The following is a 26020-nucleotide window of genomic DNA, read 5'->3' as shown; positions in this document are numbered from 1 at the left end:
TTTTCCTTTCAAATCACTGACTGTTTTTCAGTGATGGCTGATCTAGATTTATAGTTTGGCGATAGAAACGTCAGTCGCCTTGACTAAAGTCACCACCTCACTACCGACAACCAAATTCAAATCTCTGATTGAGCGCGTCGTAATGACGGAAGTCACAATACCGGCAGGCGTTTCTACATCGACTTCAGAGACGACTGAACCTTCGTTAATGGCTTTGATTTTGCCGCGAAATTGATTTCGTACATTGATTGCTTGAATCGTCATGGTGTGCTTTCGTTAATGTGAAGGGGAAATATGCTCGAAGTAAATATAAAAAATAAGTCAGATTGCCCAGGCTAAGGGATTAAACGTCGCCAACGGCGTTATTTCAGTCTGGTTGTTAGCGATGCTGCCAGGGCGCTGTAAAATTCGTGCCAATATATGTTCTTCCAACTCAGCAAACAAGGCATCACCACGTGCTCGTGGACGTGGCAAATTGACTTTCAAATCCAGACTCACTTGTCCGTCTTCAATCAAAATCACGCGATCCGCCAACGCAATCGCTTCTTGTACATCGTGCGTGACCAGCAATGCAGTGAAACCCTGCTCTTGCCATAATTGTTCAATCAGGCTTTGCATTTCTATACGGGTCAATGCATCTAGTGCTCCGAGCGGCTCATCAAGTAATAATAACGATGGTTGATGCACCAGTGCACGTGCCAATGCAACACGTTGCCGCTGACCACCAGATAACACCGCCGGCCATTCATTGGCACGATCGGCAAGTGCAACTTTTTCTAATGCACCGAGGGCAAGCTTCTTGTTACTGCTTGTATCGCCCGGCAAACCTAAGCGCACGTTGTCGAGCACGGTTTTCCAAGGCAACAGGCGTGCATCCTGAAACATCACACGGGTACCGCCATCTTGCTCACGAATGCTCGCTATCTTCGCTTTGGCACCGGTCTCCAGCACACCGGCGTCCGCTTTTTCCAGACCTGCTAACAGACGCAATAAGGTACTTTTCCCGCAGCCACTACGACCAATCACCGCCACAAATTCACCCGGCGCAATATCCAGATCGAGTGCTTTTAAAACCTCGCGACTGGCATACGACTTTTGTACGCCATGCAAATGGATTGCCGTGCCACGCTGGGGCTTTGGTTCAGACACGGTGCGCTCAATGACAGGATAATCATCCTCCAGTTCAAAACGGAGAGCAGCAATACGCGCCGCTGTCGTTGACGGATATCCAAATATTTCAGCCATGTTGATTTTTCCTTTGATAGCCAGGATGCCAACGCAAGGTGTAATGTTCGACTGCGCGTGACAAACTGTCGGCGAGCTTCCCCAGCAAGGCGTACAGCAAAATGCCAACCAGCACCACATCCGTTTGCAAAAACTCACGCGCATTCATTGTCATGTAACCGATGCCAGATTGCGATGAAATCGTCTCGGCAACAATCAGCAACACCCACACCAGACCAAGTGCAAAGCGCACCCCAACCAGTATTGATGGTAATGCCCCCGGCAGAATCACATCACGATATAAAGCCCAGCCTGACAAGCCATAGCTGCGCGCCATTTCTATCAGGCCTTTGTCTACTGAGCGTATTCCATGAAAGGTATTCAGATACACCGGAAAAAAGACGCCAACCGAGACCAAAAATAATTTTGCTGTCTCATCAATACCAAACCACAAAATCACCAAAGGCATCAAAGCTAATGCCGGGATATTGCGTATCATCTGCAGGCTGGAATCAAGCAAAGTTTCTGCAAATTTAAACGTACCGGTGAACAAACCGAGTAGCAGACCCAAACCACCACCAACTAAAAAGCCCGAGATCGCACGCCATAAACTGGTTTTGACATGAATAAAAATCTCGCCAGAAATAGTGAGACTCCAGAAGGCTTTTAATACTGCCAGCGGCTCCGGCAATATCCGACTCGATAAATAGCCAAACTGCGCCGCCAGTTGCCATGTCACCAGCAAGATGATTGGCACCAGCCACGGCAGCAACCATGGCGTCAGATGCCGGACAAATCTGCCAGCGTGCGCAACTAATGCGTGCAAATCAGCACTGAGTACCTGATTCGGTTGTGCGCTAAAGCCTGCCTGCGGAACTTCCGCATTGCTGCGTTCCGGAGATATGTCAGTGATGAACGGTCCCATTTTTGACTCCCGAAGTTGGCGACTAACTTTGCGAGACTTTGGGCGTAATGCCATTGGCCATGATCTCGCCAAATGGTCCCGTCACAGAACTCGTCACTCTTGGTAAGGTTTTGCCTATCAATGGGAAGACCAATTCCGAAAAGCGATACGATTCTTCCAGATGCGGGTAGCCAGAAAAAATAAACGTATCGATACCCAGATCGGCGTATTCTTTGATCCTCGCTGCAACCGTTTCCGGATCACCCACCAACGCAGTCCCCGCGCCACCGCGCACCAGACCAACGCCTGCCCATAGATTTGGCGATACTTCTAATTTGTCGCGCTTGCCGCCATGCAGTGCCACCATTCTTTGCTGTCCGACGGAATCCATTTTGGCGAAGGCTTTTTGAGCGCGGGCGATCACATCATCATCGACATAACGAATCAAATCGTCAGCCGCGGCCCAGGCTTCTTCATTGGTTTCACGCACGATGACATGCAGACGTATGCCAAAACGCAAAGTGCGGCCATGCCTGGCTGCGCGAGCGCGCATATCGGCAATTTTTTCTGCGACAGCGGCAGGTGGTTCACCCCAGGTCAGATACACATCGACTTGCTCCGCCGCGAGTTCATGCGCTGGTTCTGAAGAACCACCAAAATATAAAGGCGGATGCGGTGTTTGCACTGGTGGGTACAAGGTTTTAGCGCCTTTGACGATCAGATGCTTGCCTTCAAAATCGTAACCAGCCTCACCACCTTCACCTGCTAATGATGCACGCCAGATACGTAAAAATTCATCGGTGATTTCATAACGCTTTGCATGATCAGCGTACAAGCCATCGGCTTCTAATTCACCCTGATCACCGCCAGTGACAATATTGATAAGCAAGCGACCATTCGACAAACGATCAAAGGTAGAAGCCATGCGCACCGCCAAACCTGGCGTCGTTAAGCCAGGGCGTAATGCCACCAGAAATTTTAATTTGCGGGTCGCGCTCATGAGGCTGGAAGCAACTACCCACGCATCTTCGCAAGAGCGTCCGGTAGGCAACAATACTCCGTCAAACCCTTGGGTATCGGCCGCCACTGCAATTTGTCGTAAGTAATCGTAATTGATTTCACGCGCGCCCTTGGTTGTGCCCAGATAGCGGCTGTCACCATGCGTCGGAATAAACCAGAATATATTGAGACTCATACCATGTTCCTTATTTAATGCTGACTATTTGATGCTGAGTTTGAGATCGAAAACAGCGTCTTTAATTTGTATTTTTTTCGGGATCAATTTGAGATCAGCGAACGTGTCGGCAATACCTTGTTGTTCACGTATCACTTGCTCACTAATAGCCTGCACATGAAAGCTAAAACGAGAGTTAGAAAGTTCAACCACATCCGCTGGCAAACCAGTCTGCGCGGAAAAAACTGTTGTGGTTTGCTTGGCGTTTTGCAATACCCATTCATCAGTGCGACCCAACTCATCCAGCAGTGCTTGCAGTACGTCAGGACGTTTTTGCGCATACGGGCGTGCTGCCAGATAAAACTGATGATTGCTGACCGCCCCTTTACCATCGATCAATACACGAGCGCCCAATTGCTTTTCGGCAGCCGCCAGAAACGGATCCCAAATTGCCCACGCATCGACACTGCCGCGTTCAAATGCGGCACGGGCATCGGCGGGTGGTAAGAAAATTGTCTGTACATCGTGATACGCAATACCGGCTTTTTCTAACACTTTGACTAACAAGTAATGGACATTCGAGCCTTTATTCAAGACAATTTTTTTGCCTTTCAATTCGGCAACCGATTTCAGTGTGGAATTTTTTGGAACGACAATAGCCTCGCCACTTGGTGCTGCCGGTTCATTGGCAACATAGACCAGATCCGCGCCCGCTGCTTGTGCGAAAATCGGCGGTGCTTCGCCCGTGGTACCAAAATCGATGCTGCCGACATTTAATCCTTCCAGCAATTGCGGTCCGGCTGGAAATTCAGTCCACTTCACTTCTACGCCAAGCGGTGCCAGACGCTTTTCTAATGCGCCAGTGCCTTTTAAAATTGTCAGCGGGCCGTATTTTTGGTATCCGATACGTAACGTGCTGCTCACTTTATTTTCTGCAAAGCCAGGAATAGCCACGCTGGTCATTCCGCTCGCTAACATGGCAGATAGCATGGCGATGGTTTGGCGGCGATTTTTTTGATGTTGATCCATTTTTGCTATTCCTTTTCTTCTGCTACGAAAGATTCATAAAGTTGGAGATAAAGCGACGCCCTGCAGCGTTAAACTGCATGTTTAAATACGACATTGAAATTTATTCTGTTAAGTTTTTATGGCTTGAATATGCTTTATTACATCAAGCCTCAAACAGCGCCAGCGTTCGCACTTCGGCCTCTTGTTCTGCTTGACGCTTAGCACGCTTTGCCGCTTTGCATTGCAGGCTGTCGATCAGACTCTCAACGCCTTGCTGCACGCGACCTTCGATTTCTGAGGCAATCTGCAGACCACTGGCCTCATTCCAGACGACTTGCGCTTCAGTAGCATAAATACTGTTCAATACTTGTTGAGCTCCCAAGGCTTGTAAAATAGGGCGCAGACCATAATCCAGCGCCAGCATGTGAGATTGGCCACCACCGACAGCAAGCGGTAACACGATTTTTTCTGCCAAACCTTCTTGCGGCAAAATATCGAGGAAAGTTTTTAATAAGCCACTGTAGGCGGCTTTATAAATTGGCGTAGCTACGACAACCGCGTCGGCTTGTTTGATTAATTGTTGTGCCGCTTGTAGTTCAGGATCACTGAAATCCGCATGCATCAAGGCTTGTGGCGGCAAATCGCGAACGTGGATACTAACCGTTTGCTTCCCAAGAGCGTTCAGACGACGCCCAATTTCATGCAGCAAACGACCCGAGCGCGATGGCGTCGAAGGGCTACCAGATAATAAAAGGATAGACATAATTTTTCTTTCACTCGCTATGCAATCAAATCGAGCGTCTGCATGCTTAGCAGTCAGACGCGCCGCAAAATTATTTTTTTCCGTTCAAATAAATCTGATCAAAAACGCCGCCGTCGGCAAAATGGTCTTTTTGTGCTTTAGTCCAACCACCAAAGGTGTCGTCAACAGTGAATAATTTGATGTCAGGGAATTTGCTGGCGAATTTTTTCGCAGCACGTTCGTCACTTGGGCGATAGAAATTATTGCCAATGATGTCTTGTGCAGCGTCGGTATAAAGGTAATTCAAATAGGCTTCTGCCACTTTGCGGGTGCCATGTTTGTCGACGACTTTATCGACCACCGCGACGGATGGTTCCGCCAACACACTGATCGATGGGGTGATGATTTCAAATTTGTCAGCACCAAACTCTTTCAGTGCCAGGTGCGCTTCGTTTTCCCACGACAGCAGGACGTCACCAATACCACGTTCAGTGAAAGTCACCGTGGCACCACGCGCGCCGGAATCCAATACCGGAACATTTTTGTAGAGTTTGGATACATAATCTTTAGCGGTAGCAGGCGTACCACCCGACGCTTTTTGCGCGTAGCCCCATGCTGCCAGATACGCCCAACGTGCACCGCCCGATGTCTTAGGGTTAGCGGTAATGACAGACACCCCAGGCTTAATCAGATCAGCCCAGTCCTTCACTGCCTTAGGATTACCTTTGCGTACCAAAAAGACGATGGTCGAGGTATACGGCGTAGCACGATGTGGCAAACGTTGCTGCCAATTCTTTGCAATCAGACCGCGCTCAGCAATGGCGTCCGTATCGTAAGCCAATGCCAAAGTTACGACGTCTGCATCCAGTCCGTCAATCACCGAACGCGCTTGCTTGCCTGAGCCACCATGCGATTGTTTGATCGTGACTTTATCACCAGTTTTTGCTTGCCATTGTTTGGCAAAAGCCTGATTTACATCGAGAAATAATTCACGCGTAGGATCGTAAGAGACATTGAGCAGCGTAATGTCGGCGCTATGGCTGGTCAGCGGGAGCAGACTGGCTGTACCTAAAACCAAGGTCGTCACCAAGCGGGAAAAACGGTTTTTGCTACTACTTTTGATATTTTTTGCGATCAACATGAGAAATCCGATGTAATGAAAATTAAATCCGGATCTCAGAATAAATGCTCGCCTTATGTTTTAAAACGAAGTTTTTCGTTAATCTATATTCAAATTTCATATAAAGAGCATCATCAGCAGAATTCTCAGGTCTCAGCTACTATGTGACCCTCTCAATCAGGAGTCCGACATGAACAGCAAATTGATCCTTGGTCTTGCCAGTTTAGTTTTAATGACCGGTTTTTCCGGCAGTGCTTTCGCCGATAGCACCGAAGCGTGCCCGGCGATCTTGCAACATACGTTTAACCGCCTGCAAGACGATAGCCCGCAAAATTTGTGTCAATACAAAGGAAAAGTTGCACTGGTTGTCAATACCGCCAGCTATTGCGGCTTTACCAGTCAGTATGAAGGTTTGGAAAAGATGTACGCCAAATATGCCGACAAAGGCTTAGTAGTATTGGGCTTCCCATCGAATGATTTTGGCAAGCAAGAACCAGGAAGCAGTAAAGAGATTGCTGATTTTTGCTTTAATACCTATGGGGTGAAGTTTCCGATGTTCGCCAAATCCTCCGTCCGCGGCGATCAGGTGAATCCTTTACACGCTGAGTTGATCAAAGCGACAGGCACTACGCCAAAGTGGAATTTCTACAAGTACCTGATCGACCGTAAAGGGAATGTCGTTGAGGCGTATTCTAGTGTCACTGCACCAGATGATAAGAAACTGGTGGCGGATATTGAGAAGGCATTGGCGCAGTAAATAAGCGTTTCGATGAAATCATATTATCTTGCAGGGCGGGTCGAACCCACCCTGCACAAGCTATTTGTTTAACCTACCACCCTCGCCTTTTCAGACAAAAACCCACCAATCGTCGCATGCACCATCGCATCCACAATTTGCTCGTGACTGAGTTTTTTATCACGCAATAAAAACTCCATCGTCGGATCACAGGCGCGCGAGTACAAGGTATAGACCAGCACATCATCCGGCACCAACGGCGTCAATGCGCCCTGCTCACGCGCAGCAGCCACCATGGCATGAAATCGCTTATGCACCTTTAACGCCACCATCACGTAATCCAGATTCAACATCAGACTACGTTGCAAGGTCAGACTAGTTGATGGCAAATGCGGCACGCCCCCTTGCAAACGTAAGCGCAGAGACCACGCCAGGATATGCTTGATTTTTTCGATGGCAGGTCTGTCTTCTGACAGGCTGTCGAGCTCTTCCACTGTCGCTTTTAACAAACGTGTCAGCGCAGCCGCAGCTAAACGCTCTTTGGAAGAAAAGTGCTTGTAGAGGCTGCCTTTTGCAATTCCCACCGCATCGGCGACATCGTCCATGGTCATCAGGTCATAGCCTTTTTCTGACAAAAGACGGTTGACGGCATCGATGATCGCTTCTTCGCGTGCGTCAAACTGTTGTTTTTTAAAGGGAATTTTTATTTGCATAATTTTTTCTGCACAAAATAAAACTTTGTAGTATATTTTGTGACTGATGAGTCACGGAATGATTTTATCAGTCATATTTTACCCCAAGCAGTAATAAAGCGTGGTAAAACTTGATCAAATGCGTGATTTTTGACCGATTTTTCACCGCTGGTTTGTTTTTTCAGCAATTATATTAATTTCACAACGAGACAGTCACATGACGAAAATCGCAGTGATAGGCTCAGGTATCTCCGGTCTCTCGAGTGCCTACGAGCTCAGCAAAGCTGGCCATGAAGTTAGCTTGTTTGAAGCGAATGACTATTTTGGCGGTCACACGCATACCGTTGATGTGACACTGGACGGACAAAGCTTTGGTGTCGATACGGGTTTTCTCGTGTTTAATCACAAGACTTACCCCAATTTAGTCCGACTGTTTGCGGAGCTGGAGATAGACACAGCGGCAACCGACATGTCGTTTTCGGTCAAAATGCCCTTGGGTTCCAGAACATTGGAATGGGGTGGTGCCGATCTGGGCACCGTGTTTGCGCAAAAACGCAACCTGCTCAATCCCGGCTTTTTGCGCATGTTGCGCGACATTATCCGGTTTAATCGCCAAACCACAGACTTGGCACTCAATAAAGACGCGCAAGAATTTCAAACGCCGCTGGGAACATTTCTCGATCAACACAATTACAGCCAGGAGTTCCGTCGCTGGTATTTGTTGCCCATGGCGGCCTGTATCTGGTCTTGCCCGACCGCGACGATGATGGCTTTTCCAGTGGCTTCGTTTGTGAATTTCTGCCACAACCATGGCTTACTCCAGATCACTGACCGGCCGCAGTGGTACACCGTGCGCGGTGGCGCGCGACACTATGTCGAAAAAATGTTGCCGCACATCGCGCATCGCTATTTGAATACACCGGTCAAAGCGGTGTATGCCAACCCACAGTCTAAAATCATCGTTCATGCAAAAAATGGTTTGCAAGAATTTGATGAGGTGGTGTTGGCGACGCACAGTGACCAGAGCTTGCGATTGCTGACGGATGCGAACGAACGTGAAAAACAAATTTTGTCGGCAGTTCAATATCAGGCCAATCGCGCCGTATTGCATACCGATAGCCGCTTTTTACCTGCCAACAAAAAAACCTGGTCTGCCTGGAATTACCAGGCGATGACCGGTGATGAAAGCCGTGTTTGCGTCCATTATTTACTAAACCAATTACAACCCTTACCGTTTAAGACACCAGTCATCGTGAGCCTCAATCCCATCGAAGAGCCACGTGCAGAGCTTGTGATTAATAGCTTCGATTATGCGCATCCTGTATTCGACAAAGCGGCTATCCGAGCCCAGGCGCAATTACCTGCAATTCAGGGGCAACGCGGGATCTGGTTTGCTGGTGCATGGACTAACTATGGTTTTCATGAAGATGGTTTGAAATCCGGCATCAACGTCGCTGCTGCCATCATCGCTCGTGAAAATAACCACGGACATGAGCAAAAACGACATCACCAACACAGAGCAGCCTGAGATGATTTCACCTGACACACTCACTAGTTTGCCAGCCGTTCGGCTGTGTGTAGGTGAGGTCACGCATATGCGTCTGCGTCCTGCCAAAAACGCATTCAAATACGGCGTGTTTTTTTTGCGCCTACCTGTGCGGGCGATGAATACCGATATCGATCTCAACCAATGTCGCTGGTTTTCGCATAATCGTTTTAATTTATTGTCTTTTTTCGACAAAGACCATGGCGATGGCAAATCAACAGCGACAGCATGGATAGATCAACTCCTACACGCTGAACATATCCACGATGCCAAAGGTGAAATCTGGCTGCAATGCTTTCCGCGCGTGCTTGGCTATGTCTTCAATCCGGTATCGTTTTGGTTTTGTCATCGCACAAATGGAAGCTTGCGTGCGATCGTATGCGAGGTAAGGAATACCTTTGGCGAAAAGCATATCTATCTGCTGGAACATGGCACTGAGCTTAAAAATGGCGAAGAGCACCATGCAAAAAAAATCTTCCATGTATCACCGTTTTGTCCGATAGAGGGTCAGTACCGTTTTCGCTTTATACAGAAAACCAGTTCTGACAATGGCGTTACCACACACAAACATATTGCCAGAATTGATTATGACGACGCCTCAGGTCCGCTGCTGCTCACCAGCATTGCAGGCACCGAGTGTGCGTTAAGCGACAGAAAAATTCTAGCCCTGATGTTTAGCTATCCCATGATGACGATAGGCATCGTCCTGAAAATTCACATACAGGCACTGCGACTTTTTATCAAGCGCGTTCCCTTCTTTTCAAAACCACTCCCACCATCCAAAGAGGTGAGTCGATGAGCACCATACACCCCACTGTTACGTCCGTACACACCCATGAGCGTCAATTGGACATGGGACATTTCCCAGCCGAAGCACGCTTTGTCGTTAGTTTGCTACACAAGCTTGAACACGGCACGCTGACGGTGCAATTTCCTGATGGTCAAATTGCCCAATTTGGGCGCGCAGATGATGGCAATCGTCACGTCACTTTAAATCTGAAGAACTGGCAAATTTATCGTGCAGTGTTGAAATCCGGTGATATTGGCTTTGCTGAAAGTTATATTGCCGGACATTGGACGAGCAGTAGTCTGGCAGGTCTGATCGAGCTCATTACACGTAATCGCTCGCAACTCGAAGATGTGATCTACGGGACCTGGTGGGGCAATTTACTTTACCGCATCAAGCATTTTTTAAATCGTAATTCCAAAGCTGGAAGCAAGAAAAATATCCACGCTCATTACGATATCGGTAATGATTTTTATCGACTATGGTTAGATCCATCAATGACATATTCCAGTGCCTTGTTCTCTGGCGACCAGGTCGACAATTTACATGACGCACAGCAGACCAAATACCGCCGCATCCTGCAACAACTGAATCTGAAACCAGATGCGAAAGTGCTGGAAATCGGTTGTGGTTGGGGTGGCTTTGCGGAGATGGCAACACGCGATGCACAAGCGCACGTGACCGGTCTGACACTGTCGACTGAACAATTGCATTTTGCGCGTGAACGCTTGCAACGTGCAGGTTTGCGGGCGCGTAGTGATTTGCAGATACAGGATTATCGTGATGCCCACGGCGATTACGATGCGATTGCCTCGATAGAAATGTTTGAAGCCGTTGGTGAAGATTACTGGCCAGGTTATTTCGCTTGCTTGCAGCGTAATCTCAAACGTGGTGGGCGTGCTTGCGTACAAAGCATCGTTATCGCTGACGAGCTGTTCGACCGTTATCGCAAAGGGACTGACTTCATTCAGCAGTATATTTTCCCGGGCGGCATGTTGCCATCGATAGAAATTTTCCAAAAATTAGCACGGGAACACGGCTTAGAAGTAATTGATACATTCACATTTGGTCTGGACTATGCCCGTACTTTATTGGAGTGGCGTAAGACTTTCATGGAGAAAATCAATGAAGTCAAAGCACAGGGATTTGATGATGAATTTATCCGTACCTGGGAGTTTTATCTTGCCTACTGCGAAGCAGGCTTCCGCGCTGGCAATATCGATGTCGCGCAATTTACCCTGGTCAAAACATGAACCCGCGACGCTGGCAATGTGTTGCCATTTTTCTGATTTGGATAATCAGCATTAGTATGCCGGCTGCACGAGCAGAAATGCCAGTCAGTGAGGCCGTGCCGGTACATATTCAAACAGAATTGCCAAAAGCAGTAATGCAAGGGCAAGGCACTTTTCGCTGGTTTGGATTGCGAATTTATGACGCTACATTGTGGACCGGGCCTGAGGGTTGGAACGATCTGCAGAAGAATAAAGTTGCACTCGATTTACGTTACGCCAGAAATTTAGTTGGACGAAAAATTGCCGATGCCAGCGTACAGGAGATGGAAAAGTTACATCAAGGTAGTGCCAGCCAACGCCAACAATGGTTACAACAAATGACGACGCTGTTTCCCGATGTTAAAGAGGGGACACACATCACAGGCATTTACGTACCCAATGAGTCAGCACGTTTTTATCTAGACGGAAAATGGCTGGGCGAAATTCGCGATGCAGAGTTTGCGCGTGCTTTTTTTTCAATATGGCTCGATCCTCAAACTTCAGCACCAGATTTAAGAAAAAAACTTCTTGGACATAGCTAAGAAAAACGATATCGCTACCAATCTACCAAACTAAGGATGCAATATGAAACTAACAATCGTGACGCGGTATCTTGCTATTCTAAGCCTGGTATTGTTGGCTTCCTGCGCAAGTAAGGTTGATACTGCGATCTATCGCCAGGAAAAGCCAACCCTGGATTTACGCCAATATTTCAATGGGACGGTCGATGCCTGGGGTATGTTTCAAGATCGCTCCGGCAAAATCGTCAAGCGCTTCACCGTTGTTATGCAATGTAAATGGGAAGGCGATACTGGCACGCTGGATGAGGCTTTTTCGTATTCGGATGGCACAAAGCAACGACGGGTCTGGACGCTAAAGCAAACAGCACCTGACCGTTTCACCGGCACTGCTGCCGATGTGGTTGGCAATGCTGAAGGCGTTGTGTCCGGCAATACCTTGCACTGGAATTATGTATTGGCCTTACCGGTGGATGACAGTATCTATCACGTCGATTTCGATGACCTGATGGTACTCATGGACGACAAGGTCATGCTCAACCGTGCCATCATGCGCAAGTTCGGGGTAGAACTTGGCAGCGTGACGCTTTCTTTCACAAAACGCGATGGCAACATCAAATGAACCCGCCTATCCAGAATTGGAAAGACAAGAAAGTCTGGGTCATCGGTGCCTCCACAGGCATCGGTGCTGAGACTGCGCGTTTGTTGTTAAATCAGGGCGCCAAGGTTGCATTATCGGCGCGCCATCTCACTAGTCTGCAAGAAACAGCAAAGGGTTTTCAGCAAGCCTTAATTGAACCTTTAGACATCACTGATCTGACCAGTTTACAAAATGCACATGCACGTATCATCGCCCAATGGCAAAGTATAGATTTAGTGCTGGTCGTTGCTGGCACCTACAACGAAATGCGTGCTGATAGCTTTGATATGGCAGCAGCCAATCGCCTGTTAGACATCAATGTGCGCGGTGTTTATCATTGTCTCGATGTGGTCTTACCGACGCTGCTCAAACAAGGTAATGGCGGCATCGGCATCGTCGCCTCGGTCGCTGGTCTTTCCGGTTTACCTAAGGCTTTGGTGTATGGTCCGAGCAAAGCAGCAGTCATCAATTTGTGTGAATCTTTGTTCATCGATTTACGCCCGCGTAACATTGCCGTGTATCTGATCAATCCTGGTTTTGTTGAGACGCCGCTCACCGCCAAAAATGATTTTGACATGCCCGCGCTGATGAGTGCTCCCGATGCCGCAGTGGCGCTGGTCAAAGGTATAGAAGACGGCGACTTTCATATTCACTTCCCCAAACGCTTCACAAATTGGTTAAGACTGGCACGCTTACTACCGTACCAACTTTACTTCTCACTCGTTCACAAAGTCACTGGCTTATAAGGAGTTGTTCAAGATGGATCACCAAACCAGCTTACATAATCTGGTACGTTTTTTTGAAACACTGACGTTGGCACAAAGTCAGGATTTATCTGGTGTTTATACGGACGATGCGTATTTCAAAGATCCGTTCAATGAGGTGCGTGGCTTACCAGCGGTGACGCACATTTTTCAACACATGTTTGTACAAGTTGAAAAACCACGCTTTAAAATTACTTCCACGGTGTTGCAAGGTGATACGGCATTCTTGTGCTGGGATTTTTATTTCTACATGAAAAAATTTAACCCAGACGAGCAATGCATACGCGGTGCGACTCACATCCGTTTTGCGGCCGACGGCAGAGTACAAATGCACAGAGATTATTGGGATGCAGCTGAAGAATTATATGAAAAATTGCCGGTACTCGGGGGCCTGATGCGTATGTTAAAGAGGATGGCGAATAAATAGGGCGTGTGATTATTAGGTTTAAGCATTAAGACAGTTGTGCGGGTGCCCCCCAAAAAATTCTCAGCAAGCACAATCACGGTGTGCACTTCTCTCATTATACAAAATATACAAAATATACAAAATATACAAAATATACAAAATATACAAAATATACAAAATATACAAAACTAGCATTTTTAAGAAAAAAAGCCTATTCTCAAGTTCAACAACGATAATTTTGTGAGACGAAGATGGACTACATATCCAGCACAACAGCATTAATCATTTTTGTATCCTCCGTCGTCATAGGAGTTTTATTGCATATCAAGGCCTATGGCGGAAAAAATGGTGAACGCTACCGAAAAATGCAAATGCAAGGGCCATTTGTCCCGGTATCAGAAGAAAATACAAAACGGAAAGCTGTTGATTAAGTTTCCAATTTACAAGCACTGGTTGCTATACGAGCGCTAACAGAGTCTGTATGGCGAGTGTAACCCCAAAAGCACTACCATCTGCTACGAGCGACCGATGCCCGGCAACAAATTCATCGGCTTTCTTACGTGCGGCATGTCACACATTGCAGGCTTAACGAAACCAACGTAGCCTGTCCCCTGATTTATTGATGCGTTTCAATTAAGCCTCATCGAAAATATCAACGAAGTCAGCACTTTTACTGTTTGCAGTGGTCGTTCGCATGGAGTCATTATTGGTAACGTGCAGCAATAAAATCCTTAGCAATTGATCTGGTGTTTAAATCTTTCGACCAAATTTCAGCGCGCCTCACGTCCGTGCTTGTCCTTCCCAACCGTCCGGCAATATTCATGTTAAGCCTGATCAGCCATTATTGGCGGATTCAATAATCGCTCTACACTCTGATTTATTTGGCGGATTCAATTTTTCCTCTGCATTTATTCATTTATACAAAGTTTACAGAATTACTCTGGTTAGCACTTATGGGGCCGCAACCCGCCAGCCTGCAACAAATCCCATCCAGGATTTCCATACTCTGAATTGCCGTAAGTCAAAATCGCAACAACAGAAAGATCTATCATTTTTAGATGATCACGAAGAAGAAATTTCCACTCGGAAATTTTTCACAAAGCATTCATAAAATATTTTTAAAATAAGCAAAAAACTTAACGTTTTTTAACTCCGAAAAGTTAGCATTAGGCTATTCTATTGGTCTCAATTATAAGCAAATATTACTTTTCATGGCGCGTAACCCGGCGTTTCCACATTTTAAAATGCGTCAGCATATTGCAAAAAAAACTCGTGAAGGAAGCTTCATGCGTGTGGGAACAGATTTGGTCTGGATTCCTGAAATTGAGCGCTCTATACTGCAATTCGGTGACCGCTATTTGCGCCGTATGTTCAGTGAACGAGAATTGCAGGACTGCTACTCTGAACAGCGACAAAGTTATGCCAGCCTGGCGGCAAGAGTCGCGGCCAAAGAAGCAACCATGAAAATATTAGGACTGAACAAAGATACGGCGCTATCTTGGAATTCAATCGAGGTTGTGGGTCGTACCAACGGCAGCCCCGGCTTACGCCTACATCGCGAGGCGCAGACATTGGCACGCGTTGCTGGTCTGGATGATTACGTGCTAAGCCTCAGTCATGAACATGAATATGCGATTGCAACTGTCATAGCAACATCCATCGTTTCCAATCAAAAAGCAACCAGGATCTTTGTCAGAAACTAAACAAGATCTGCAACTCTTTACTTTTCACAAAGCAATCGAAAGACATTTATGAGCAAAGAAAAAATTCGTCAGGTATTAAAGGAACATGGCAAATTCTCTACCGATATTGACACTTTGGCTGACGACGCAGATTTGTATGAAGCCGGCATGACTTCCCACGCAAGTGTGAATGTCATGCTGGCTTTGGAAGATACATTTGATCTGGAGTTTCCAGATCGTATGTTAAAACGTAGCGTCTTTGAAAGCATCAATGCAATCAACGCTGCCATCGAAGAACTGACTGCCTGATATGAAAACCGATTCCCCCCTACTCACTTCCGCACGCCTGGTCGCACTGGAATTTGCCGCGCCACATGCTGACGCGGTCGATAAAGCAGCACGTTTCCCAATCGAAGCGGTGAACGCTTTAAAGCAAGAAAAATTGTTGAGTGCCTATGTCCCGGTTGAGCTGGGTGGCGCAGGTGCCAGCCTGAGTGAGTTGGTGGAAATCTGCGATATTCTGGCACGCCAATGTGCGGCGACCGCGATGATTTTCGCGATGCACCAAATTCAGGTCATTACCATCGTCAAACATGCAGTGAATCATCCCTGGTACCGCAATTATTTGCAGGAACTGGTTCAGCATCAGTATCTGATCGCCTCTGTCACCTCAGAAGTCGGCGTTGGTGGTGAAATGCGCCGTAGCCAATGCGCGGTGGAAATTGAGGGCTCACGCTTCAAATTGGTCAAAGATGCGACCACCATTTCTTACGGCGCGCAGGCAGATGATTTGTTGGTCACTGCACGTCGTGCACCAGATGCTGCCAATAGTGATCAGTCTTTAATTCTCGTACGCAAAGCCGATTACACACTCGAACAAAAAGGCAATTGGGATACCATGGGTATGCGCGGTACTTGCAGCCCACCATTCCTGATGACTTCCAGTGGCGATGTTGCGCAAATCATGGAAGCACATTTTGGCGATATGTCGGCACAAACTGTGGTACCGGTATCGCACTTATTATGGGGTGGATGCTGGACTGGCTGCGCGGCTGCCGCCGTCAACAAAGCACGTGCTTTTGTCCGTGGCCAGGCACGTGCCAATCCGGGCACGGTGCCACCAACCGCTTTACGTTTAGCTGAACTGGTCAGCATGTTACAAAGCTTGCGTACCTCAGTCAAAGCTTGCCTGACAGAATACGAAGAATTAGCAGCAGCCGAAGACGCAGCCGACGGTGTTTTGTCCTCTATCGGTTATTCACTCAAAATGAATAATCTCAAAGTAGATGCAACCCAGGCCTTGCCACAGATCGTCATTAAAGCCTTATCGATTTGTGGCATTCTGGCCTACAAAAACGATAATAAATTCAGTATGAGTCGCCATTTACGAGATGCGTTGTCCTCGATGTTAATGGTAGGAAACGACCGTATTTTAGCCACCAATGCGAATCTGTTATTAGTACTCAAAGACGACTAAACCTAAGAGGAAGCCCATGTCTATCGATTTTTCTCCTGAAATTCTGACTAACGATCTGGTCGAAGCTGGTCATATTATTCCGGTCGGAGTACAAGGTATTTTTGGTCGTGGCCCGGTATTTGAAAAGGTACTGCGCCTGTTCGATGATTACGTGTCACGTGTTGCTGCGAATGATAACGCCACCAAAATGTCGTTCCCACCCTGCCTCGATCGCAAGGTATTAGAGCGCAGCGAATACCTCGATTCTTTCCCGCAATTAGCAGGAACTATTTTCAGTTTTACCGGTACTGAAGCACAGCACAAAGAGCTCATTGAAAACGTGCATGAAGGTCGTCCGTGGACGCATCTGCAAACCATGACCGCTGTCTGTCTGACCCCTGCTGCTTGTTATCCGGTTTATCCTAGTTTTACTGGTACTTTGCCTGCTGAAGGCAAATTAGTTGATATGCAGAACTGGGTGTTCCGCAATGAACCCTCACCAGAACCGACCCGTATGCAATCGTTTCGCGTCCGCGAGTTTGTCCGCGTAGGTACACCAGAGATGGTCGTCGCATGGCGTGATACCTGGCTGCAACGTGGTATCGATATTCTGCAATCACTCGGTTTGCCAGCACATTCTGAAGTGGCGTCCGACCCATTCTTTGGTCGTGGCGGCCGTATGCTGGCTGCGAACCAACGTGAACAACAGTTGAAATTTGAAGTCGTGATTCCGGTGATTTCCCAAGAAAAGCCAACCGCGGTCTGTTCGTTCAATTACCATCAGGATCACTTCGGTAAACTATTTGAAATTAACACAGCCAGTGGTGAAGTCGCACACACAGCATGTCTGGGTTTTGGTCTGGAACGCATCGTCATGGCACTGTTTAAAACACATGGCATGGACACCGCGACCTGGCCAACAGCAACCCGCGAAATCCTTGGCTTATGAGTCTGTGCGCATTACCGAAAATTGATGTCAGCAGCTACCAGCCGCATGCATTGCACGGGGCTGAGCGTGCCTGGGCGGAAACCAATTGTTATATCGATGTCTGGGTAGAAGTTTTGCACGCGCAAGACCTTAATCCACTGGCTTGCCTGTCTATGGTATTTGCGAATGACTTTGATGGCGATCAGTGGACTTTTTACAAGCCACCGCATGAAGACTTGTTTGCACTGTATGGCATCGACGTACAAGAACTCAATGTCTGGCGTGGTTTACTACCCAATGCCTGCGAACAATTACGCCGTGGCCGCCTGGTCTTAACTGAATCCGATTCTTTTTATCTGCCAGATACATCGGGTACCGATTACCGCAGCAATCATGTCAAAACCACGATTGCGATTCAGGAAATCGATCTCGATGCGCAACGCATGGGCTATTTCCATAATAGCAGCTACCATGAATTACACGGCGAAGATTTTGTCGAAACCTTCCGTGTCGGCAAACCATATGATCCGACGTTTATGCCATTGTTCGCCGAATTCGTCAGACTTGATCGGGTACAACGACGCGATGACGCAGCACTTGCAAAGATTGCCCTCAGTTTGCTGCATAAACATATTGCACGTCGACCTGAACACAATCCGGTCACCGCATTCGCACCCGTATTTTTGAGCGATGTTGAAAACCTCAAAGAACAGGGCATGGCCGCCTATCACGCGTATGCGTTCGCTACCTTACGTCAACTGGGCGCTGGCTTTAGTCTGGGAGCGCAATATTTGCGTTGGCTGGAACAACATGGACAAGGGGACTTCCGTATCGCGGCACAAGAATTTGACAGTATTTCTGATACGACTAAAACTTTATTACTCAAAACGGCACGTGCCGTAATGGGGAAAAAAGCCGTTGACTTATCTCCTCTGACACAACAATTGGCACACCACTGGACTCAGGGTATGACCGCACTTACGCATAGCCTGCAAAAGGTAGGCTGAGGCATGATGAGCAACGCATTTAGTCACCCATCAGATCACTCAGCAGATCACTCAGCAGATCACTCAGCAGATAGCAGCAATCCACTCTTAAGTGCTGACTGGCGTATGGTGATGACAGCGCCGTCGGCATTTTCCTCGCCTTCAGAATTAGCAATCCACGCCAGACAAAGCTTACCGGCAAAACTTCCCTGCACCGCCGCATCGGTATTACGTGAAGCGAATCAATTTCAATATGGAGAACATCAGTTTGATGCGCTCGATATCTGGTTTTTTTGCGAAGCAGAAATCAGTTCTGATGCCGCGTTTTTGCATTTTGATGGGCTCGCTGGGGTAGTCGATATTTTCTGGAACGATAGACTATTAACACGTTGCGAGAATATGTTTGTGCGGCATAGTCTGGATCTGCAGGCATTGCAAATCCAAGGTATCGGAACACTCAGTCTGCGCTTCATTGCACTCGACAACTTGTTAGCAGAACGCAGACCACGCCCGCGCTGGAAAACCAAATTAGTCGAACAACAGCAATTGCGCTGGTTCCGTACCAGTCTGATCGGGCGTATGCCCGGCTGGTCGCCACCAGTCGCGCCAGTTGGCCCCTATCGCGCCATCAGTCTGGAAATGCGTAACCCGCTTCGTTTGTGCAACCAACAAATGCATAGCCGATTGATGGGCACGGACGGCATCGTTGACGCTGTTTTAGAGTTTGAAACTGGCATTGCGATCAGCCAGGTACGCTTGCATGTGGGTGATCGTGCACAAGAACTCAAACTTGAGCAATCGACAGAAAATAGAATACAAGCCCGTGGCGAATTAGTATTTACCGATCCACAATGGTGGTGGCCACACACTCACGGCAAACCACATTTATACACGGCGTTTGTCGAAGTAATTTACCAGCAAGAAGACAAATCGGTCTCTCAATTTTTTGCCTTAGGCGAACTCGGTTTCCGTCATATCCACGTAATCCAAAGCAATGACGATTTTCATTTACATGTGAACGGCGTGTCGGTTTTTTGTCGCGGCGCCTGTTGGACGCCAACCGATCTGCTATCACTCAATGCTGATGAATCAGCACAAAGAAGAATGCTGACATTGGCGCGTGATGCCGGTATGAATATGCTACGCATCGTTGGCACCATGGTGTATGAGAATCCGATTTTTTATCGCCTCTGTGACGAGTTGGGCATACTGGTGTGGCAGGATTTTATGTTCGCTAACATGGACTATCCAGTCGGCGATTTGACGTTTGCACTGAATATACAAAACGAAGCTGAACAATTTTTACAACGCACGCAGATGTCGCCATGTATTGCCGTCTTGTGTGGCAACAGCGAAATCGAACAACAAGCAGCAATGTTAGGTCAGCCGCCAGCACTTTGGCGCAATGCATTTTTTGCCGAGACCTTGCCACAACTCTGCCACAACCTGAGACCTGATACCATTTACTGGCCATCCAGCCCGGCAGGCGGCGTGATGCCATTCCAGGTCGATGCGGGAGTCGCGCATTATTTTGGCGTCGGGGCATATTTGCGCCCGTTAGACGATGCACGTCGTAGCGGCGTACGTTTTACATCCGAATGTCTGGGTTTTTCAAATATGCCAGACGATGCTTTGATCGACGGCATGCTCGCCAACGGTGTTGCACCAGGTCCGCATCCAGACTGGAAACGTCGCGTACCACGTGACAATGGCACCGGCTGGGATTTTGAAGATGTGCGCGATCACTATATGGCCGAGTTGTATCGCGTCGACCCCATGCGCCTGCGCTATGCAGAACGCGAACGCTATCTGGCCTTAGCCCGTACCACGACTGGCGAAGTAATGGCACAAACGATACAAGAATGGCGTCGTCACGGATCAGGCTGCCACGGCGCGTTGATCTGGTTCTGGCGTGATTTGTGGGCAGGTGCGGGTTGGGGGGTGGTTGACGCGAACGGCAATCCCAAAGCTGCTTACTATTTTTTAAAACGCGCAATGGCTCCACTGACGGTTTTCCTGACCGACGAAGGTTTGAACGGATTGGCAATGCACGTGGTGAACGATACACCGAACAACTTCGATGGCGAACTGGAGCTGTGTTTGTACAAGCGTGGTGAAACCTGCGTTGCGCGGGCTCGTCAACACATCACGCTTGCCGCCCACAGTAGCGTCATGCTAAGAGCTGATGCCATTCTGCCGCACTTTTTAGATACGACTTACGCCTATCGTTTTGGCCCCGCTGGACACCATCTCGCCGGATTGCATTTATATACGACTGGTGCAGAAATACCACTGTGTAGTGATTACCACTTCACTAGCGGTCAGGATCTGGCAACAGAACGCGATCTGGGTTTAAGCGGCGAAATAACACAAGAGACCAATGGTGATTTTTTGCTGACCTTGCAGACGCAACGCGTGGCACAGGCTATTTACATCAATTCTCCCGGCATGACGCCAGACGACAATTACTTCCATCTGAGTCCTGGCATCAAAAAAGCAATACGTCTCAGAGCACAACAACTTCCGATCACACCTAAAGTCAGCGTACAAGGTCTGAATATGCAAAGTAGCGTCAAATGTCAGATTCATCTCACCCCCGATCCCTCCGCAGGCTGACCGTGGCAACCCAACTTTATCCTAGTAAAGACATTTTATTTACACCGCAGGCCTTTTGGTTCGGCGAAAATCATGCGCCCCTGTTGGGTTGGTATCATCCAGCCCGTAAGCGTGATCTTGGTGGTAGTCGTCAGTGCGGCGTAGTGTTGTGTCCGCCATTCGGCCACGAATATATGGTCTCGTATTTGTCGTACAAACACTTGGCAAATACACTGGCGAAAGCTGGTTTTGACGTCCTGTTTTTTGATTACAACAATAGCGGTGACTCTGCCAATCTTGACGGCGATAGAGTCGCAATCTGGCAATCCAATATCAGTGCTGCGGCTACGCAGTTACGTCAGATTGCTGGCATCGAACACATTGCCTTGTTTGGTCTGCGCCTGGGTGCCTTGTTGGCGGCCAGCGTTGCCACGGACATCCAGGCCTCGGCATTAGTGATGTTAGCACCAGCAGTTTCTGGGCGCGCCTATTGCCGCGAATTGCAGGTTTTGAGAAACATGAGCTCCTTGCATTCCACATCAGCTGCAGCACCTGCTGAACAATCCACACCAGCAGAAAAAACTGAACCGGAACAGCAAATCAGCGACGACGAAATAACCGGCTATGAGTTTAGTGCAGAAATGCGCAGCAGTATCGGCAAGCTCGACATGTTGAAAATGCCCGCACCAGACATGCCTGTATTGATTATGTCCAGAGACGATGTCGCCGGACAAGAAGAAAAACTTGCAAATAGCTGGAACCAAAGTAATCCACATTTGCACCTGAGCAGTAGCCCCGGCTATGCGGACATGATGAAACCCGATGCGCATGATACCAAAGTACCAGAAGAAATATGGCTGGAAGTTGCGGCGTGGCTCGCACCTCTGTTCGATATTCAACCCGTACCAATCAACGAGAAGATCAATCTAGAGACAGCTATTACGCTGCAGATTGACGCACAAGTCATCACAGAAAATCTGGTTTCCTTCGAAGAAATGGTAGGCGTTGTCAGCCGTCCCGTTAACTCTGTTTCTCTGACACTCCCTACCGTTTTACTCACCAATATCGGCGCCAATCATCGGGTCGGTAATCACCAGTTGTACGTAAAGTTAGCGCGTGAACTTGCTGCCAACGGGTTTACCGTTTTACGCTTCGATAAAGCTGGCATCGGATACAGCAAAGCTACCCCAGAAGGTAAAGAAAACGACGTGTATGCGAATGGCGGCGTAAATGACATGCGCTCTGCGATGCAGTTTATGCGCATTGCATTTGGTAGCGAACTTTTTGTCATTGGTGGATTGTGCTCAGGTGCCTATTTCTGCTATCTGACCGCAATGGAAGAGGCGAGCGTCAAAGGTATCATTTTAATGAATCAGCTGGTGTACCACTGGAATGAAGGTGATAGCCTGGAGGCGCGGCGAAAAGAATCGATCAAATCGACCCATTTTTATGTCAAAGCGATTCGCAATTTACATACCTGGAAGCGGGTCTTGCGCGGTGAGATTCAATTCCGGCAAATCTTTGTTAGGTTGTCGCAAAGGGTTACTAAGCGGCTACATATTTTGTCGCAAGCCTTTATCACTAAATTTATAGAAAGCCACCATTTCTTGGGAAAAGTGGCACGTCAGTTCAGACAAATGGAAGCGCGTGGTACAGAAATTTTAATGATTATGGATGCGGGCGACAGCAGCGTCGATCTGATGACCGAAAACTTTGGCAGACACGGCGTATTACTAGGGAAAAGCCCGCGTGTCAGGCTGGAAATATTGAAAGGTGCTGATCATACTTTCACGCCACGTTGGGCTCAAAAGCGTGTGATTTCGGTGATTACGACACATTTACAGAAACGCTTTCAAGCGGCTTCTGCAAACGTGGAAAAATAAATTTCCAGACGACGACAGTCTCAAAAATTTCAACAAAGATCAGTGCAAATATGGCGCCCGCCGAACCCCAGTAGGGAATCGAGAAAGACGTTATGCCGACAACCAGGATCAGCGTTACCGTTCCTAAGAAAAACATGGAACGGAACGCCCCACCACTCATCAGCCAGGAAGTGCCTATCCAGCGCACAGCATTCACCGCAAAATAGATACCCCACAACATAATCAAGGGATCAAGTCCATGGTACTTGCTGCCGATGACATAAGTTTCTAATAACGGCAGAGTCAGTATTAAGAAACCAACATAAGCTAAAACAACGAGTTCTATCCCTGCAATCGAAAACAAAGTAAGCTTCTTTAAGCGCGACCAATTCTGGCTGGCGATCAGGCGCCCGGCCTCAGGCCGTGCGACACGTGACCAGGCGGCAACTGCCAGCGGAATTGGCATCAGCAATAAGCGAGAAGCATTCAAATCAGCAATCGCTGACAGACCCAACCATGCACCGGACAAATACACGTAACTATAATTCGACAACCAGCCAACCACCACACCAAGCACCGCCCAACGCCCATGACCAGTAATCGTATCCTGATGTCCGGCAATCACTTCCAGATCACCTGGATCCATCTCTTTAGAATCGGTATTAGTTCGGGCTATCAGGCGTTCCCGTCCAAACAAAGCGCACAGAAATGAAGAACCCATCAACACAGAAAATACCGAAATCAGGTCAATGTGTTGATAGAACATTAAAGCGGCCAATCCGGTAATGACCGCAAGTACATAAACAAAATCTTGTCTTAGAACACTCCGGATGTCAGATTGGATAAAACCAACAGTACGACCATATTCGCGCAAGCCGTTACCGATGACATAGAGACCAAACACCGATCCCAACAGCCAACTCTTATTCGCATGCTGGGTTGCTGCCGGAACAAATTCCACGATCAAAAAAGCTAATCCACCCATCAACAAGGTGCAAAAAATCTGTCGGAACCAATAGCGTCGCAATAAGAGTTTGCGTGTATTCTCATGTACAGCACTGGCAACAGTTGTCAGCGGACCCGCAATCCATGAATCGACCACCAGACCAGCAAGCAGGCCGCCAGCGTACAATTGTCCATATAAGCCGTAATCATTCTTGTCGACCATGCGTATCAACAAGGCGCCGACCAGCAAATTCAAGGCACTCAACATGCCTTGATCGATGACGGACAGCAAGGAAGAGGAAAGAAATTTTTTAGAAAAACTCATGGGCTTGCGTTAACATTCGTATCAGACGAACCTTACCATCACTGTAGCTAGATGTAAAAAGAGTTTCCATATTTTACAATTCAGCCTCAACTTTTTACTTTGCGATATGAAACCAATCTTCGAAAACGATCGTGCCCTTGTTCTGTTTAGCGGCGGACAAGATTCTACTACCTGCCTCGCGTGGGCCTTGTCACGCTATGCGCATGTCGAGACGATAGGTTTTGATTATGGTCAGCGACATGCCATCGAATTAACAGTCAGACCAGACTTGCTAAAAAAAATGCGTCAATTCTCGCCCGAATGGCAAGCGCGTCTGGGTGAAGATCATATGATCGATTTGTCATTAATTTCGCAATTGTCGCAAACCGCGATGACTGAAGATATTGCCATCGAAATGCAGGAAAATGGCTTACCCAATACCTTTGTACCCGGGCGCAACCTGATGTTTATGATGGTAGCGGCAACGTTAGCATATCGCCGCGGTCTCAATGTACTGGTAGGTGGCATGTGCGAGACGGATTTCTCTGGTTATCCAGATTGTCGTGATGACACCATGAAAGCATTGCAAGTCACGCTCAATCTGGGCATGGCGACGCGCTTGAAGCTGGAAACGCCGCTCATGTGGATCAACAAAGCACAAACCTGGGAACTGGCAGAAGATTTAGGCGGCAGCGCCATGGTGGATCTGATCCGCGCTGACACGCATACCTGCTATCTCGGTGAACGTGGTGAGTTGCATGAATGGGGCCATGGCTGCGGTACCTGCCCTGCTTGCGAATTACGGGCTCGCGGTTATCTACAATACAAAAGCGGTTTGCAATCAGCTTTATGAGGTGATTTGTAAGCTTAGAGTTAGGATCAAGCCTTAATATTCAGAAAGGAATACACTCAATCTGTACTAGTAGCGCGCCTGCCGCGTAATGACATTCAACATTATTTTCACTTACCTGACGCTGAACATATTATGCTGCTAGCCTTGATGACCGACCTCCATGCGAACCGCGAAGCACTTTCAGCATGCCTGGCTCACGCGGAGCAACAAAAAGTAACGCGCTACGCTTTTTTGGGCGATATTGTCGGATACGGCGCTGACCCTGCCTGGGTCTTACAGACGGTGATGGATTATGTCGCTAAAGGCGCATTGGTATTAATGGGTAACCATGATGCCGGTATCTTGCAAGAAGACAAAGGTGATATGAACCCGGTCGCAAGGCAGGTCGTCGAATGGACACGTGCCCAGCTGAGTGCAGAGCAAATAGCGTTTATCAGGGCGTTACCCTACCGCATAGAATTACAGGATATGTTGCTGGTGCACGCCAATGCCTGGGCACCAGATAAATGGGAATATATTGACGGCGTGATGGAAGCCATGCGCAGTATGCATGCGTGTAAAGCAGCGATTACGTTTTGTGGCCACGTACATATGCCGACCTTGTATCACATGACGTTGACGGGTAAGACCGGAGAATTTTTGCCTACCCCTGAGAGTAGTATTCCGTTAAGCAAACAGCGTCGCTGGCTGGTTATTCCGGGCTCCGTCGGCCAACCACGCGATGGCAATCCTGCCGCCTGCTATGCAACATTTAATACGGATACGCAGGAACTCACCTATTTTCGCGTTCCTTATGACCATGATAGCGCTGCAAAGAAAATTTTAGCGGCTGGTCTTCCCGCATCTCTCGCGGCACGTTTATTGACCGGAAATTAAA

The 26020-nt window shown here is 48.0% G+C and carries 27 protein-coding genes; 18 read left to right on the top strand and 9 right to left on the bottom strand.

The genetic code is table 11. The features are described 5' to 3' along the window. Positions 1–48: 48 nt before the first annotated feature. From ACO0KY_RS00860 to ACO0KY_RS00830, 7 genes are all read right to left on the bottom strand, one after another. Entirely contained in the window at positions 49–264 is a 216-nt protein-coding gene (locus ACO0KY_RS00860) for a TOBE domain-containing protein (protein ID WP_186912798.1), read from the bottom strand. Between the two features lie 57 nt (positions 265–321). Then, a complete protein-coding gene (locus ACO0KY_RS00855) occupies positions 322–1245 on the bottom strand; it encodes an ATP-binding cassette domain-containing protein (RefSeq protein ID WP_423043484.1) in 924 nt (307 codons plus the stop codon). Then, positions 1238–2149 (bottom strand): aliphatic sulfonate ABC transporter permease SsuC, encoded by a 912-nt coding sequence (gene ssuC, locus ACO0KY_RS00850; protein WP_423043482.1) that lies wholly within the window; start codon positions 2147–2149, stop codon positions 1238–1240. The genes ACO0KY_RS00855 and ssuC overlap by 8 nt, the downstream gene beginning before the upstream one ends. A gap of 22 nt (positions 2150–2171) precedes the next feature. Next, a complete protein-coding gene (gene ssuD / locus ACO0KY_RS00845) occupies positions 2172–3323 on the bottom strand; it encodes an FMNH2-dependent alkanesulfonate monooxygenase (RefSeq protein ID WP_423043480.1) in 1152 nt (383 codons plus the stop codon). Between the two features lie 24 nt (positions 3324–3347). Then, the gene (locus ACO0KY_RS00840) at positions 3348–4331 is read right to left on the bottom strand and encodes a sulfonate ABC transporter substrate-binding protein (protein ID WP_186912795.1); all 984 of its coding nucleotides are present in this window, start codon (positions 4329–4331) and stop codon (positions 3348–3350) included. Positions 4332–4473: 142 nt separating this feature from the next. Further along, complete coding sequence (gene ssuE, locus ACO0KY_RS00835; protein WP_423043478.1) at positions 4474–5073, bottom strand: NADPH-dependent FMN reductase; 600 nt, start codon at positions 5071–5073, stop codon at positions 4474–4476. Between the two features lie 70 nt (positions 5074–5143). Then, positions 5144–6193 carry a sulfate ABC transporter substrate-binding protein gene (locus tag ACO0KY_RS00830; RefSeq protein WP_423043476.1) on the bottom strand — a complete coding sequence of 350 codons (1050 nt, stop codon included), beginning with the start codon at positions 6191–6193 and terminating at the stop codon, positions 5144–5146. Between the two features lie 211 nt (positions 6194–6404). Here ACO0KY_RS00830 and ACO0KY_RS00825 point away from each other — a divergent pair, with 211 nt between their 5' ends. Then, positions 6405–6929, top strand: a complete 525-nt coding sequence (locus ACO0KY_RS00825) for a glutathione peroxidase (protein ID WP_423044130.1) — start codon at positions 6405–6407, stop codon at positions 6927–6929. A 68-nt stretch (positions 6930–6997) separates the two neighbouring features. Here ACO0KY_RS00825 and ACO0KY_RS00820 read toward each other — a convergent pair whose 3' ends face one another. Continuing rightward, on the bottom strand, positions 6998–7621 hold the full coding sequence (locus ACO0KY_RS00820) for a TetR/AcrR family transcriptional regulator (protein WP_186912791.1): 624 nt from the start codon (positions 7619–7621) through the stop codon (positions 6998–7000). A gap of 196 nt (positions 7622–7817) precedes the next feature. Here ACO0KY_RS00820 and ACO0KY_RS00815 point away from each other — a divergent pair, with 196 nt between their 5' ends. The 15 genes from ACO0KY_RS00815 to ACO0KY_RS00745 all read left to right on the top strand — a co-directional run bounded on the left by ACO0KY_RS00815 (position 7818) and on the right by ACO0KY_RS00745 (position 23062). Next, positions 7818–9128: an NAD(P)/FAD-dependent oxidoreductase gene (locus ACO0KY_RS00815; RefSeq protein WP_423043474.1), complete on the top strand. Its 1311-nt coding sequence runs from the start codon at positions 7818–7820 to the stop codon at positions 9126–9128. Then, positions 9091–9945 (top strand): DUF1365 domain-containing protein, encoded by an 855-nt coding sequence (locus tag ACO0KY_RS00810; protein ID WP_423043472.1) that lies wholly within the window; start codon positions 9091–9093, stop codon positions 9943–9945. Before ACO0KY_RS00815 ends, ACO0KY_RS00810 begins: the two co-directional genes overlap by 38 nt. After that, positions 9942–11186 carry a class I SAM-dependent methyltransferase gene (locus ACO0KY_RS00805; RefSeq protein WP_423043470.1) on the top strand — a complete coding sequence of 415 codons (1245 nt, stop codon included), beginning with the start codon at positions 9942–9944 and terminating at the stop codon, positions 11184–11186. Before ACO0KY_RS00810 ends, ACO0KY_RS00805 begins: the two co-directional genes overlap by 4 nt. Then, entirely contained in the window at positions 11183–11746 is a 564-nt protein-coding gene (locus tag ACO0KY_RS00800; RefSeq protein WP_423043468.1) for a chalcone isomerase family protein, read from the top strand. The genes ACO0KY_RS00805 and ACO0KY_RS00800 overlap by 4 nt, the downstream gene beginning before the upstream one ends. Before the next feature lie 43 nt (positions 11747–11789). Next, the gene (locus ACO0KY_RS00795) at positions 11790–12344 is read left to right on the top strand and encodes a DUF3833 domain-containing protein (protein WP_423043466.1); all 555 of its coding nucleotides are present in this window, start codon (positions 11790–11792) and stop codon (positions 12342–12344) included. Then, on the top strand, positions 12341–13108 hold the full coding sequence (locus tag ACO0KY_RS00790) for an SDR family NAD(P)-dependent oxidoreductase (protein ID WP_423043464.1): 768 nt from the start codon (positions 12341–12343) through the stop codon (positions 13106–13108). Before ACO0KY_RS00795 ends, ACO0KY_RS00790 begins: the two co-directional genes overlap by 4 nt. 13 nt (positions 13109–13121) lie before the next feature. Continuing rightward, positions 13122–13553 (top strand): nuclear transport factor 2 family protein, encoded by a 432-nt coding sequence (locus tag ACO0KY_RS00785; RefSeq protein ID WP_422990338.1) that lies wholly within the window; start codon positions 13122–13124, stop codon positions 13551–13553. A gap of 230 nt (positions 13554–13783) precedes the next feature. Beyond that, entirely contained in the window at positions 13784–13963 is a 180-nt protein-coding gene (locus ACO0KY_RS00780) for a hypothetical protein (protein ID WP_423043462.1), read from the top strand. Positions 13964–14776: 813 nt separating this feature from the next. Further along, complete coding sequence (gene acpS, locus ACO0KY_RS00775; protein WP_423043460.1) at positions 14777–15235, top strand: holo-ACP synthase; 459 nt, start codon at positions 14777–14779, stop codon at positions 15233–15235. Between the two features lie 48 nt (positions 15236–15283). After that, a complete protein-coding gene (locus ACO0KY_RS00770) occupies positions 15284–15523 on the top strand; it encodes an acyl carrier protein (RefSeq protein WP_423043458.1) in 240 nt (79 codons plus the stop codon). A gap of 1 nt (position 15524) precedes the next feature. Next, entirely contained in the window at positions 15525–16691 is a 1167-nt protein-coding gene (locus ACO0KY_RS00765) for an acyl-CoA dehydrogenase family protein (protein WP_423043457.1), read from the top strand. A gap of 16 nt (positions 16692–16707) precedes the next feature. Further along, a complete protein-coding gene (locus ACO0KY_RS00760) occupies positions 16708–17619 on the top strand; it encodes an amino acid--[acyl-carrier-protein] ligase (RefSeq protein ID WP_186912738.1) in 912 nt (303 codons plus the stop codon). Then, entirely contained in the window at positions 17616–18605 is a 990-nt protein-coding gene (locus ACO0KY_RS00755; protein WP_423043455.1) for a DUF1839 family protein, read from the top strand. The genes ACO0KY_RS00760 and ACO0KY_RS00755 overlap by 4 nt, the downstream gene beginning before the upstream one ends. Before the next feature lie 6 nt (positions 18606–18611). Then, on the top strand, positions 18612–21200 hold the full coding sequence (locus tag ACO0KY_RS00750; protein ID WP_423043453.1) for a glycosyl hydrolase 2 galactose-binding domain-containing protein: 2589 nt from the start codon (positions 18612–18614) through the stop codon (positions 21198–21200). Positions 21201–21202: 2 nt separating this feature from the next. Beyond that, positions 21203–23062, top strand: coding sequence for an alpha/beta fold hydrolase (locus ACO0KY_RS00745; RefSeq protein ID WP_186912735.1), 1860 nt, complete (start codon positions 21203–21205; stop codon positions 23060–23062). On the opposite strand, the gene ACO0KY_RS00740 is transcribed toward ACO0KY_RS00745, so the two are convergent. Continuing rightward, positions 23007–24311, bottom strand: a complete 1305-nt coding sequence (locus ACO0KY_RS00740; RefSeq protein ID WP_423043450.1) for a lipopolysaccharide biosynthesis protein — start codon at positions 24309–24311, stop codon at positions 23007–23009. The two genes, ACO0KY_RS00745 and ACO0KY_RS00740, sit on opposite strands and share 56 nt — an antisense overlap. Positions 24312–24417: 106 nt before the next feature. Here ACO0KY_RS00740 and queC point away from each other — a divergent pair, with 106 nt between their 5' ends. Beyond that, positions 24418–25143, top strand: a complete 726-nt coding sequence (gene queC / locus ACO0KY_RS00735) for a 7-cyano-7-deazaguanine synthase QueC (RefSeq protein WP_423043448.1) — start codon at positions 24418–24420, stop codon at positions 25141–25143. 132 nt (positions 25144–25275) lie between these two features. Beyond that, the gene (locus tag ACO0KY_RS00730) at positions 25276–26019 is read left to right on the top strand and encodes a metallophosphoesterase family protein (RefSeq protein WP_423043446.1); all 744 of its coding nucleotides are present in this window, start codon (positions 25276–25278) and stop codon (positions 26017–26019) included. Position 26020: the final 1 nt, after the last annotated feature.

It is taken from the genome of Undibacterium sp. Dicai25W, from assembly GCF_049340505.1.
GTDB lineage: Bacteria > Pseudomonadota > Gammaproteobacteria > Burkholderiales > Burkholderiaceae_D > Undibacterium > Undibacterium jejuense.
The sequence above is the reverse complement of the archived record's forward strand: the minus strand, read 5'-3'. Positions and strand labels throughout refer to the sequence as shown.